This window comes from Actinocrinis puniceicyclus (genome assembly GCF_018283645.1).
Lineage (GTDB): Bacteria > Actinomycetota > Actinomycetes > Streptomycetales > Catenulisporaceae > Actinocrinis > Actinocrinis puniceicyclus.
This window is the reverse complement of record NZ_JAGSXH010000001.1, coordinates 1-12,558: the sequence shown is the minus strand read 5'-3', so window position 1 is coordinate 12,558 and position 12,558 is coordinate 1. Positions and strand designations below refer to the sequence as shown.

Genomic DNA, 12,558 nt, shown 5'->3' with positions numbered 1-12,558 from the left:
CCTCATCTCACCTCGACTTGTCCATGCCGGTCAGCACCACTACCCTCCCGGTGATCGTGTACACGCGCCTGCTCCGTATGGGCCATGCGGTCCAAACGCGGTCCATACACCGTCCGTACGCCCCAGACGGGTTTCCGGGTCGCGTACCCGGGCATGCAAGCGTCCGCAACCGCTCGAACAGGAGACGAATGCGATGACGCGACGCATCGAGACCGCTGAACAGGGCCGCCGGGTCCGTATCCACAAGCGGCGCTCGTCAAGGCATGAACTCGCGCCCCTGGATCTGCGTACTCCGTCGGGGCGCCGGCAGCTGCCTTACTGACGCCCGCTCGACGCCGGTGTGGCAAGCGGTTGTCTGACTGTGTTCTGATATGCGTGGCTTAGGACTGGAATCAGGATGAGGTCTCTGGGGCGGCGGTCTGCATGCTGGATCTGTCCCGGGCGTCGGTCGACTCGAGGCAGGCAGAATGCTCGCTAACCCGTCGGCGCTGGCCGCTGGAAGGCGTCATTCGGTCGGGCGGCGCTGGGACGGAACCGTTCTCGCCACAGGCAATAGCACAGCCGCTGAATGTCGTGTCGAGCGATGGGAAGACATCGTCTCGGTCGTAGCCGGCAATGTCCACACCGCGACGAACACCGGAAGGTCCCACACGGTCGGACTCCGGTCGGACGGCACCGTGCTGGCAACGGGCTGGAACGGCGACGGGCAGTGTGATGTCGCCGGATGGCGAGGAGTCACGGCGGTGGCCGCGGGCTGGCGCCGCACGCTCGGGCTACTCGCGAATGGCCGCGTGCTGGCAGTCGGCCGGAGTTCAGAAGGACAGTGCGACGTGCAGTCCTGGCGCGAGATGGTCGCCCTCTCATGTGGCGACTGGCACTCGGTAGGTGTCCGGTCGGACGGTTCAGCACTGGCTGCGGGGACCAACCGACGACGGCAGTGTGCCGTTGAGGAATGGTGCGACCTCACCGCCATTGCGGCCGGGTATCTCCACACCGTCGGCCTCAGGCACGACGGACGGGCCGTCGCGACCGGAGACCGGACAACCGGGGCGTGCGAGATCGACGAGTGGGAAGACGTGGTGGCGCTCAGCGCGGGCAGTTACCACACCATCGGGGTCACCGCGTCCGGAAGGGTCCTCGCGGCGGGAGACAACAGCTACGGACAGTGCAAAGTCGGCGATTGGCACGACATTGTCGCCGTGGCGGCCGGTTCAACGCACACCCTTGGCCTGCGCGCCAATGGCACAGTCGTGGCCGCAGGGAACAACGCCGACACACAGTGCGGGGTCGATGCCTGGTCCGGAGTCCAGCTTCCCCAGGCCTCCCGGCCGCACCAACGTGAACTGACACACCGTCATCCGTGAGCCCGGAGACCTCTTCTGATTCCAGTCCTTACAGGCGTTGCGCCCGAGTCGGCTCACGCGCCGCGGTTCCCGCGTCGCGCGGCGAGGGTCGGCCGGTCACGGACGCGGCCTGGTCCAGGTGATCGAGTAGCGCCAGAGGAGATGGCGGCGTCGGTTTCCGCCGCCGCCTGATCATTTCGGCAGAGCGGACGGAGCATCACTCCAGCACTCACCGGGCTGTGGGTGGCGTGGTTGTAGGGTCACTGCGTGCACGGTGACGCCCTCTTCGCGATCGATGATCTTGCGGTGCCACCCTCTATGCTGGATGCGGTCGAGCACGGCGAGGTCTTCACGCGCCGGTGGGTGGTCGAGACCATTCTCGATTTCGTCGGCTACACGGTCGAGCGCGACCTGGCCGCGATGCGGATCGTCGAGCCCGCCTGCGGCGGCGGGGCTTTTCTCGGCCCCATCGCCGAGCGCCTGAGCGCGTCGTGTCGCAAGCACCACAGACCTCTACTCGACGCTCAATCGGCCGTTGAAGCGCTGGAACTGCTTGACCACAACGTCACGCGGAGCCGAGACGCGGTCGCCGAAGTGCTCACCCGGGACGGTTGGAACCCGGACGATGTCAGCAAGCTTGTACGGGCGTGGGTCCGTCAAGGCGACTACCTGTTGCAGGGCCGCGACCTGAAACCGGCTGACTTCATCGTCGGCAATCCGCCCTATATCCGCCTGGAAGATGTGCCCGTCGCACGCATGGCCGCCTATCGGCGCTCCTGCGTCTTGATGGAGGGCAGAGCCGACGTGTACGTCGGCTTCTACGAGGTCGGTTTGGCCGCTCTCAAGCCAAACGGCCGGCTCGGGTTCATCTGCGCTGATCGGTGGATGCGTAACCAGTACGGGCGCGGACTGCGCCGGCTGGTCACCCGCCGCTACAGCGTCGACCTCGTGCTCAGCATGCACAGCGTCGACGCGTTTCACGAGCAGGTGTCGGCGTATCCAGCAATCACGATCATCAGCAAATCCGTGCAGGGCACTGCGGTAGCTGCCACCGCGAGCGGCGCTTTCGGCTCTGACGACGCGAAGCGCCTGGTGGCCTGGACGCTGGAAAGCGCGCAGGAACGCATCGAAGCAAGCGCATTCCACGCAGTGCGCCTGCCGCACTGGTTTCCCGGCGAGGACTCCTGGCCCGCCGCCTCTCCGGCCCGTCTGGCGATGCTCGAAGACCTCAGCGACCGTTTTCGTCTGCTCGAGGACGAGACGACCGGCACGCAAGTCGGCATCGGTGTCGCCACGGGCGCGGACGGGATCTTCATCACCCGTGATGGCGATCTCGTCGAGACGGATCGCCTGCTGCCGTTGGCAATGGTTCAAGACACGCTCAGCGGCTACCTGCGTTGGCAGGGCGCCTACCTCGTCAACCCTTGGGACTGCGACGGTCAGCTTGTCGACCTGCGCGACCATCCACGGCTTGCCGAGTACTTCGAACGACACCGGCCCGCGCTGTCCAAGCGCTATGTCGCGGGCAAGCAGCCTGACCGGTGGTACAAAACCATTGACAAGGTCAATCATCGGCTCACGGGCCGCGCGAAGCTTCTGTTTCCGGACATGAAGCTGACAATTCACCCGGTCCTGGACGAGGGCGGTTTCTACCCGCATCACAACCTGTACTACATCACCTCGCGGACCTGGGATCTGCGTGTGCTCGGCGGCCTGCTGCTCTCCGGCGTGGCGGAAGCGTTCATCGACGCCTACGCGGTGAAGATGCGAGGCGGGACGCTACGTTTCCAAGCTCAGTACCTGCGCAGAATCCGCGTGCCCGATCCCGGGCAGCTTGACGAACGGGACCGCGCCGCCCTCGCGGACGCGTTCGACCGCCGCGATGTGAAGGCGGCAACTGAGGCAGCGCTACGCGTCTACGGACTCGACGAACTACCGGACTAGAAGGGGCGACGAGTGACAGTCACCCGAGAGGACTTCGAAAACGCGGTCGCAGCGTACTGGAGAGTGAAGGAGACACAGCAACAACTCTCAGCGATCAAAGATGTCGTCGCCGCGGGAACAGCCGCCGCCGTGCGCGCCGGCAAGCACTTCGACGCGATCGCGGCATTGCTTGCCAAGTTCTTCCTGGAAGCGGGCTACCCGGCCGAGGACATCCGGGTCACTACGCAGCAGCGTCTCGAGCTGCCAGGCTATTACCGCCCTCAGAAGCAGTGGGACGTAGTCGTCGTGCACGGCGACACCCTCGTCGCAGCCTTCGAACTAAAGGCACTTGGCGGCCCATCGTTCGGCAACAACTACAACAACCGGGTCGAGGAAGCTCTCGGCAGTGCCGTAGACATTCGACGCGCCGCGCTCGCCGAGCTGTACCCAGGCGAGAGGCCGTGGCTTGGCTACTTCTTCATAATGCAGGACGCTGAAGGCTCCCGCACGCCGGTGCGCAACGGAGACGGCGCGTTCCCCGTCGAAGAAATCTGGCACGGGAAGTCGTATCAGCAGAGATTCGCGATCTTCTGTCAGCGCCTTATAGCTGAGGGCCTATATGACGCAGCGTGTTACATCACCTCTTCGCCGCGAGATCCATCGCCGAACGAGATTGTCGACTCGCTGGACTGGCGGCATTTCGCAGCCGCGATCAACGCGCGCATCTCGTATCTCTCGGATCTCGGGCTGCCTCGACAGCTTCGAGTCGTCGGGCAGCGCACGATTCCGCAGCCTTGAGAGGCGCCCTGACAACTGGACGAGCGCCAGGCGAAGCCGGGGACGACGACAGCGTGACATCCCCGGGAGCGGCAGTGGCTCTTACCGGATCTTCCTCACTAGTCTGGGACCATGCGCTTAGGACTCTTTGTACCGCAGGGCTGGCGGCTCGACCTGACCGGGATCGACCCCGCCGAGCAGTGGAACGCGATGCTCGACGTCGCCCGCACCGCCGAGAACGGCCCCTTCGAATCGATCTGGGTATACGACCACTTTCACACCGTGCCGGTGCCTACTGACCAGGCCACGCACGAGGCGTGGACGCTCATGGCCGCGTTCGCCGCCGCGACCAGCCGAGTGCGGCTGGGCCAGATGTGCACCTGCATGGGTTACCGCAACCCGGCTTACCTGGCGAAAGTCGCCGCGACGGTGGACCTGATCTCCGGCGGCCGCGCCGAGATGGGTATCGGCGGGGGCTGGTACGAGCACGAGTGGCGCGCCTACGGCTACGGCTTCCCGACGGCCGGCGACCGGCTCGGGATGCTCGACGAAGGCGTGCAGATCATGCGCCAACTGTGGACCGAGGGCACCGCGACCCTGGACGGCAAGCACTACCAGGTGGACGGCGCAATCAGCCGGCCGCTGCCGCTGCAGGAGGGCGGCATCCCGCTGTGGATCGCCGGCGGCGGCGAGAAGAAGACCCTGCGCATCGCCGCCAAGTACGCCCAATACACCAACTTCGACGCGACGCCCGAGGTCTTCAAGCGCAAGTCGCAGATCCTGGCCGAGCACTGCCGCGAGGTCGGCACCGACTTCGACGCGATTGTGCGCTCCGGTAACTACAACGTCGTGATCGGCGAGACCGAGAAGGACGTGCAGGACCGCCTCGCCTGGATCCGCAGCCGGTATGCGCCGTTCCTGAACGAGCAGAAGTTGGACGAGACGATGAACAACTTCACCACCGGCCCCCTGGTCGGCACGCCCGAGCAGATCGTGGAGAACCTGACCGAGGCGCGCGGCTTCGGCATGACATACGCGATCCTCAACTTCGCCGAGGCCGCCTACGACAAGTCAGGCATCGAACTGTTCGTCAAGCAGGTCGTGCCGGAACTGCCGGCCTCGTAGCCCGCGTCGCTCACCCGGTCACGGCCAGCGCGGCGGTGGCCGCGAACACGCCGAGGACCGCGAGGATCACGCCGTTGACCAGCGTGCGCCGCTTCGGGATGCGCAGCCCGAACGCGGCGCATCGCTCGTACCAGAGCAGCGTCGCCAGCGAGGCCCAGGCGGTGATCACCGGGCCGACGTTCACCCCGATCAGCAACGCGAGCAACTGACCGTGGTTCGCCGCCGGCACCGCGCTCTCGCCCGCGACGTAGGCTGGCAGGTTGTTGACGAGGTTCGCCAGCAGCGCCCCGGTGCCGGCGGCGCGCATCTGGCCCGGAAACGAGTTCGATGCGCCGACCAGGTGCGCGACCAGCGAGCCGAGGCCGTGCACCGTGATCGTCTGCACCACCAGGAACATCCCGGTGACGGTGGCCAGCAGCCGCCACGGCAGCAGCGACCAGCGCAGCGCCGCGCGCTCGCGCAGCGCGAAGGCCGCGACCGTGACGGCCGCGGCCGCGGCGGAGGCGGCGCCGAGCGGCGCGCCCAGCAGGATCGCGCCGACGAACAGCATGCACGCCGCCCCGGCGACCACGCACAGCACCCGGTCGCGCGGCGCGAACGGTTCGGGCAGTTCGTAGCGCGCCGCCCCGCCGCGCCTGGACCGGCTCCAGTACCCGAACCAGAGCACCGCCATGGTCACCGCGACACTCGCGGCCTCGGGGGTGGCCATCCGCGCCGCGAAATCCACCGCGTTGAGCGTGACCCGGTCCGCGGCCAGCAGGTTCGTCAGGTTCCCGACCGGCAGCAGCAGGCTCGCGGTGTTCGCCAGCAGCACCGTGGTCATCGCCAGCGGCAGCAGCGGCAGCCCGACCCGCGCCGCCATCGCCAGCATGATCGGGGTCAGCAGCACGGCGGTGGTGTCCAGGTTCAGGCCCACCGTGGTGACCACGGCCATCAGCACGCACAGCGCGAACAGCAGGCCGTAGCGCCCGCGCCCGGCGATCGCCAGCCGGGTGGCGACCACGTCGAAGGTCTGCGCTCGGCCGGTCAGCTCGGCCAGGATGATCACCGTGCCGAGGAACAGCAGCAGCGGCAGGATCCGGTGCAGGATCGCCGAGGTGTCGGGCCGGGAGAGGGCGCCGGTGGCCACGCACAGCGCGCCCGCGACCAGCAGCGCCAGCGCGAACACGTCAAGGGGATGCAGGCGAGGACGGCGGGAGCGCTCAGCGGCCGGAGGATCCCGCCGTATGTCCGGCTCTACCGAAACCGCGGCCGGCTCTACCGAAACCGGCCCTTGACGTTCCGTCGGTGATTCACTCATCGTCCGCCAAGTCAGGGATCGCGGGATCGGGCGCCGTCTATTGCCCCGCGTTCCCGGCGCCATGCACCGAGGCGGTGGCGGCCGCGGTGACGATGCGGAAACCCGTGCCCGGTCTGGCCTGGGCCGGTGCTATACCGTCTGCGCGGCGGCGACGAGGTCGTCGAGTCGATCCATGGTCTCGATCATGCCCGGCTCCATGCCGGCGGCCACGTGTGCGTCGCGCGCCTCGACGCTGTCGTGCACCGATTCGCCGCGGATCAGCGTGCCGCCCTCGACCCGTTCGAACACCGCCGTGTCCACGGCGTAGTGGTCCGGGGCGCCTTCGAACACGAAAGTGTTCACCAGTCGGTTGGGCCGGTCGATCTCGCGGTACTCGCCGTGGAAACCGAACTCCTGTCCGTCCGGGGCGCGCGAGACGAACCGGTAGCCGCCGCCGACGCGAAGATCGACCTCGCACACCACCAGCTCCATCCGCCGCGGGCCCCACCAGTTGCGCAGGTGCCGCGGATCGGTGAAGGCGGTGAAGACGAGGTCGGGCGGGGCCTTGACGAAGCGCCGGTAGTTGATCACCGGCAGGCCCGGCGGGATCTCGAGTTCGAGGGCGGGGTGCGCGCTCGCCGTGTGCGTCGCGGTTTGTGGCGCCGTGTGCTGAGCGTTCATCGCGGTTGTTCCTCCTGTTGTTGCAGATCGTCCAGGTAATCGTCGAGGCGCTGGAAACCGGCCTCCCAGAACTCGCGGTACGAGCCGACCCAGTCGGCCAGCTGCTTGAGCCGCAGCGGTTCGAGCCGGCACGGGCGGCGCTGCGCCTGCCTGCGCCGCGAGATCAGCCCGGCCGCCTCCAGCACCTTCAGGTGCTTCGAGATCGCCGGCTGGCTCATCGGGAACCGCTCGGTCAGCTCCAGCACCCCGGCCTCCCCCCGAGCCAGCCGGGAGATGATCGCCCGGCGGGTCGGATCGGCCAGCGCGGTGAACGCCGCGTCGAGCTCCACCTCGGAGAGGGTCGCCGTTTCCATAACCAAATGGTTATGCAATGTCCCGGCCGTGTCAAGGATGGTCCGCAGGTCGCGCGAAAGCGGTCCCAGGGCTGCCCAGGGCTGCGCGAAACCGGTGGACAACCGCTCACGGCGCTCAAGAGGATGAACGGCATGACCACATCGCACAGCGCCGCGCTTCCCGACGAACCGACGTTCACCGACGTCCTGGAGGCGCGCCGGGTGCTCGCGGCGCATCTGCCGCCCACGCCCGCCTGGACGTATCCCGTTCTGAACGAGGCCGTCGGCGCGACGGTGTGGATCAAACACGAGAACGCCCAGCCGGTCGGGGCGTTCAAGGTGCGCGGCGGGCTGACACTGCTCGCCTCGCTCTCGCCGGGGCAGCGCGCCGGGGGAGTGGTCGCGGCCTCCACCGGCAACCACGCCCAGTCGGTCGCATACGCCGCGCGGCAGTTCGGGGCGCCGTGCACGATCGTCATGCCTCAGAGCGCGAACCCGGTCAAGGCCGCGGCGGTGCGGGCGCTCGGCGCCGAACTCGTGCTGCGCGGCGAGCACTTCGACGAATGCCGCCGGATCGCCGCGCAACTGGCCGCCGAGTCGGGGGCGCGCTACGTCGACTCCGGCAACGAAGCGAAGCTGATCGCGGGTGTGGCGACCGCGGCGCTGGAAATGTTCGAGGTCGCGCCCAGGCTCGACGCATTGTTCGTGCCGGTCGGCTCGGGCACGGGCGCGGCCGGGGCGTGCCTGAGCGCGCGAGCCGTCGCGCCGGACTGCCGTGTGATCGGCGTGCAGTCGGCGCAGGCCCCGGCCGCATACGAGTCCTGGCGCGGCGGTTCACCCGTGCAACGGCCGAACAAGACCGTGATCGAGGGCCTGTCCACCGGTGAGGCGTTCCACCTCCCGCAGCGCATCATGCGAGCGCTGCTGGCCGACTTCCTGCTGCTCGACGACACGGAGATCCGCGCCGCGCAGCGCCTCATGCTCGTCGCCGCGCACACGATGGCGGAGGGCGCGGGTGCCGCCGCGCTGGCCGGGCTGCTGGCCCGCCGCGAACAGTACGCGGGCAGGAACGTGGGCCTGATCTGCAGCGGCGGCAACGTGAGCGAGGCGGAACTGTCCGCGGTGCTCGGCACCCCGCTGCCGGCCTGAACCGGGGCCCTCGGTGGCCGAGACCGTCAGTGCTCTGCGACACGCGCGACGAGCTTGCCCGTCGTCGCCCGCGATTCGAGCATCCGGTGCGCCTCGGCGACCTCTTCGAGCGCGTATTCGCCGGTGATCGGGGTCTGGACGGCCGCGGCGCGCGCCGCCCGGATCGCGCTCTCGGTGATCTGCCGCAGCAGCGCCGGTTCCTCCCGGCTGATCGCGCGCAGCGAGAACCCTGACACGCTCAGCGCGCGCGGGTACAGTTCGCCGGGCCCGGCCCGCCACGGCTCCTGCGCGCCCGCGTTGCCGTAGGAGACGAGCCGGCCGAAGCGGGCCAGCAGCGACAGCCCGGTGCGCAGCGTCTCGCCGCCGACCGGGTCGAGGATCAGGTCGACGCCGCGTCCGCCGGTCGCCTCCGCAAGCGCCGCGGCGTACCGGTCCCCGACGAACACCCGGTCGTAGCCGAAGCGGAGCGCGAAGGCCACCTTCCGGGGCGAGGACACGACGCCGTAGACGGCCGCGGCCCCGGCGGCGCGCGCCAGTTGCCCGATCGCGGTGCCGACACCGCCGGCCGCGCTGTGTACGAGCACTGTCTCACCGGCGGCGAGGCGGCCGATCCGGTGCAGCAGCGCGTACGCGGTCGGCAGCACCGCGAGCCAGGTCGCCGCCTCGCGCAGATCGGTGCCCTCCGGCAGCGGGTACACGCTCGCGAGGCCGGCGACCGCGACTTGCGCGTATCCGCCGGAGGGGACGAACGCGGCCACCGGCTGACCGAGCCGGAACCCTGTCGCACCGGACCCGAGGGCGCGCACCGTGCCGGAGAGCTCCAGTCCTGGCACGAACGGCAGCGCCGAGACCTGGTAGCCGTCCCGGCGCGCCATGACGTCCGCGTAGTTGATTCCCGCGTACGCCACCTCGATCGAAACCTGGCCCGGCCGCGGTTGCGGCTCGGGCAGCTCGGTCGGCTTGAGGACCTCGGGCCCGCCGTATCGCTCGACCATCACCGCGCGCATGCCGCGCCCCTCTCCTTCTCCCGCTCCCGCCGCAGTCCAGCCGCCGGCCAGCCGACGTTCGCCGGCCGCCGTCCGCCGTCCGCCGTGCTGTCGATCATAAGCGGCGAGCCCCGGCGCAAGAACCGCGCCGTCATCGCGCCGGGAGCGTTTACCGGGCTCTTACACCCGGCCCGCGATAGTCGGTGGTGTCCAGAGCGATTCGGTTGGAGGAATGGTGAAACGAGCGACCGGTAGAGCGGTTGCGGCGGCCACGTCGGTCCTGTGCGCCACGGCGCTGGCGGGTGTGCTGGCCGGCTGCCGCGCGCAGTCCGTCGCGTCACAGCCCGCGGGCTCGGTCACGAGCACGGCCGGCGTCGGCGCGGTGCCCGCCGGCGCGCCGGACGGCACCACACCCGCGGGCGCGGGCGTCGACTCCGACCTCAGCGCGGTCGACGGCCAGCTTTCCGGGCTGGACTCCGCGCTCGCGCAGGCCACCCAGAGCCCCTCCGACGGCGGCTGACCGAAGCCGCCGCACGACGTTACGAAGACGGGAATCCATCGTGAAGACCCTTACACGCCTCGGTGTGGCGACCACCGCCACGGCGGTGCTGGCCGCCGGGATCGCCTTGCCCGCCCAGGCACAGAGCACACCCGCGCCCGCGGCCCGGTCCGGCTTGGGCCTCGACGCGGTCAAGGCGCTGGCCACCGCGCGCATCGACGGACGGCTGGAGACCCTGCGCGCGCTCCAGCTCGCGGTGACCAACGCGGCACACCTGACCAGCGCCGACCGCTCCGCGCTCGGCAGCCTGCTGACCTCTGATGTCAGTGGCCTGACCGCGCTGCGCGGCAAGGTCGCCGCGGAGAGCGCGGTCGCGGCGGTGCGCGCGGACGAGACCGTCATGGTGGACCAGTACCGGGTGTACATGCTGGTCGTGCCGAAGGTCCACCTCACCGACGCGTTCGATATCGAGGCCGCGGCCGTCTCCGCGCTGCGGAAGGTGCACGACAAGCTGGCCGAGCGGGTGGCGAAGCAGCCCGGCGGCGCCACCGCCGCCGAGCAGGCCCAGCTGGCCGACCTGCAGACGCGGGTCCAGAACGCCGAGCAGGCCGAGTCGGGGAAGACGGCCACGCTGCTGGCGATCCAGCCGGGCGCGGACGCCACCGCGATCCGTGGCGCCATCACCCCGCTGGTGGACGCGGCGAAGAGTGCGCGCAAGGATCTGAAGCAGGCTCGCGACGACGCGAAGAAGGTGCGGGCCGAACTGAAGTAACCCGCGGGGAAACCGCGCTCGTCGCGGGCGCCGAGGCGCGAAACAGATCCCTGACAGCGCAGGGCGGCGGCGGTGTGCATGCCACGGCGGCTACGCCGGGGCGCGCCGCCGCCGCCGCCCGCTTCGCTTCGCCTCGTCGCGCGCGATCGATTCCCGCCGCGGCACACCGGAAGTAATCCCATCACGTGGCGTGAAACTTTCCAGCTGACGCCCTGAAAGCTTTCGGCCAACGAGACCAGAGCCTTGACGGTTTCCGACGCCCGGTCCTAACGTCACCGCGTCGCGGCGAGCCTGCCGTGATACCGAAAGATTTCGAGACGTTCGCCGGCCGTAGCCAGCCACGAGAGCCGTCCGCGTCAGCGCTATGGACGGCGTACGGCCGGGGCGGAAAGGGACTAGCCCAATGGATATCGACATCGGCGCCGGTATCGGAGCGAGTCGGCCCCAGCCCGGCCCCTCCGGTCGGCGGCGCAAGCTGCGTGCCCTGTACGCGGCCGGAACCGTCGCCGCGGTCGCGACGACGGCCGGCGCGGTGGCTCTGGCCGGCTCGGCCTCGGCCGCTTCGACGCTGCGTGCGGCGGCCGAGGCGCAGAGCCGGTACATGGGTACCGAGCTGACCGGCAACATGGTGAACAACTCCACGATCACCAACCTGGCCGGCACCCAGTTCGACATGGTCACCCCCGGCAACGAGATGAAGTGGGACACCACCGAGCCGTCCAACGGCTCCTACAACTTCGGGCCCGGCGACGGCATCGTCAACTTCGCGCAGTCGCACAACATGCGCGTGCGCGGCCACAACCTGGTCTGGCACTCCCAGCTGCCCGGCTGGGTCTCCAGCCTGCCGCTGAGCCAGGTCAAGGGCGTGATGGAGTCCCACATCACCACCGAGGTCACCCACTACAAGGGCAAGATCTACGCCTGGGACGTGGTCAACGAGCCCCTCAACGAGGACGGCTCCTACCGCCAGGACGTGTTCTACAACGCCTTCGGCGGCGGCGAGGCGTACATCGCCGACGCCATCAAGACCGCGCACGCCGCCGACCCCAACGCCAAGCTGTACCTGAACGACTACAACATCGAGGGCGAGAACTCCAAGAGCAACGCGATGTACACCCTCGCCCAGCAACTGCTGCAGCAGGGCGTACCGCTGGGCGGCATCGGCCTGGAGAGCCACTTCATCGTCGGCCAGGTGCCCAGCAGCATGCAGGCCAACATGCAGCGCTTCGCCGCCCTGGGCCTGGACGTGGCGGTCACCGAACTGGACGACCGCATCCCGCTGCCGGCCTCCAGCGGAAACCTCCAGCAGCAGGCCACCGACTACGGCAACATCGTCAAGTGGTGCCTGAGCGTCTCGCGCTGCGTCGGAGTCTCGCAATGGGGCGTCGGCGACGCCGACTCCTGGATCCCGGGCACCTTCTCCGGGTACGGCGCCGCGACCATGTACGACAGCAACTACCAGCCCAAGCCCGCCTACAACTCCACCCTCACCGCGTGGGGCGGCTCGTCCAGCGGTGGTGGCGGCGGTGGTGGCGGCGGCGGTAGCACGGGTGCGTTGCACGCGGTGGGTGCGGGCAAGTGCCTGGACGACCCGAACAGCACCACGACGCTGGGCACCCAGCAGCAGATCTACACCTGCAACGGTGCGGCGAACCAGACCTGGACGCACAACTCCTCCAACGAGCTGACCCT

At 69.2% G+C, this 12,558-nt stretch carries 12 protein-coding genes; 8 read left to right on the top strand and 4 right to left on the bottom strand.

Annotated elements, in window-relative coordinates; genetic code table 11:
• Positions 1-467: 467 nt before the first annotated feature.
• The 4 genes from KGA66_RS00060 (at position 468) to KGA66_RS00045 (ending at position 5,168) form a co-directional block, all read left to right on the top strand.
• Positions 468-1,364, top strand: a complete 897-nt coding sequence (locus KGA66_RS00060; protein ID WP_211463097.1) for an RCC1 domain-containing protein — start codon at positions 468-470, stop codon at positions 1,362-1,364.
• A gap of 246 nt (positions 1,365-1,610) precedes the next feature.
• Positions 1,611-3,287, top strand: coding sequence for an Eco57I restriction-modification methylase domain-containing protein (locus tag KGA66_RS00055; RefSeq protein ID WP_211463096.1), 1,677 nt, complete (start codon positions 1,611-1,613; stop codon positions 3,285-3,287).
• A 63-nt stretch (positions 3,288-3,350) separates the two neighbouring features.
• The gene (locus tag KGA66_RS00050) at positions 3,351-4,064 is read left to right on the top strand and encodes a PaeR7I family type II restriction endonuclease (RefSeq protein ID WP_211463095.1); all 714 of its coding nucleotides are present in this window, start codon (positions 3,351-3,353) and stop codon (positions 4,062-4,064) included.
• Between the two features lie 111 nt (positions 4,065-4,175).
• Positions 4,176-5,168, top strand: coding sequence for an LLM class F420-dependent oxidoreductase (locus KGA66_RS00045; protein ID WP_211463094.1), 993 nt, complete (start codon positions 4,176-4,178; stop codon positions 5,166-5,168).
• A 10-nt stretch (positions 5,169-5,178) separates the two neighbouring features.
• Here the strand turns inward: KGA66_RS00045 and KGA66_RS00040 are convergent, their stop codons facing one another.
• The 3 genes from KGA66_RS00040 to KGA66_RS00030 form a co-directional block, all read right to left on the bottom strand.
• A complete protein-coding gene (locus KGA66_RS00040) occupies positions 5,179-6,336 on the bottom strand; it encodes an ArsB/NhaD family transporter (protein ID WP_211463093.1) in 1,158 nt (385 codons plus the stop codon).
• A gap of 261 nt (positions 6,337-6,597) precedes the next feature.
• Complete coding sequence (locus tag KGA66_RS00035) at positions 6,598-7,128, bottom strand: SRPBCC family protein (RefSeq protein WP_211463092.1); 531 nt, start codon at positions 7,126-7,128, stop codon at positions 6,598-6,600.
• The gene (locus tag KGA66_RS00030) at positions 7,125-7,481 is read right to left on the bottom strand and encodes an ArsR/SmtB family transcription factor (protein WP_211463091.1); all 357 of its coding nucleotides are present in this window, start codon (positions 7,479-7,481) and stop codon (positions 7,125-7,127) included. Before KGA66_RS00030 ends, KGA66_RS00035 begins: the two co-directional genes overlap by 4 nt.
• Positions 7,482-7,613: 132 nt before the next feature.
• Here KGA66_RS00030 and KGA66_RS00025 point away from each other — a divergent pair, with 132 nt between their 5' ends.
• On the top strand, positions 7,614-8,609 hold the full coding sequence (locus tag KGA66_RS00025) for a threonine ammonia-lyase (protein ID WP_211463090.1): 996 nt from the start codon (positions 7,614-7,616) through the stop codon (positions 8,607-8,609).
• Positions 8,610-8,635: 26 nt separating this feature from the next.
• Here the strand turns inward: KGA66_RS00025 and KGA66_RS00020 are convergent, their stop codons facing one another.
• On the bottom strand, positions 8,636-9,616 hold the full coding sequence (locus KGA66_RS00020) for a quinone oxidoreductase family protein (protein ID WP_211463088.1): 981 nt from the start codon (positions 9,614-9,616) through the stop codon (positions 8,636-8,638).
• Positions 9,617-9,830: 214 nt separating this feature from the next.
• Between KGA66_RS00020 and KGA66_RS00015 the strand changes: the two genes are divergently transcribed.
• From KGA66_RS00015 to KGA66_RS00005, 3 genes are all read left to right on the top strand, one after another.
• Positions 9,831-10,115, top strand: a complete 285-nt coding sequence (locus tag KGA66_RS00015; RefSeq protein WP_211463086.1) for a hypothetical protein — start codon at positions 9,831-9,833, stop codon at positions 10,113-10,115.
• Positions 10,116-10,155: 40 nt separating this feature from the next.
• Positions 10,156-10,866, top strand: a complete 711-nt coding sequence (locus KGA66_RS00010) for a hypothetical protein (RefSeq protein WP_211463084.1) — start codon at positions 10,156-10,158, stop codon at positions 10,864-10,866.
• A 403-nt stretch (positions 10,867-11,269) separates the two neighbouring features.
• On the top strand, positions 11,270-12,558 hold a 1,289-nt coding region (locus KGA66_RS00005; RefSeq protein WP_211463082.1), incomplete at its 3' end, for a glycoside hydrolase family 10 protein.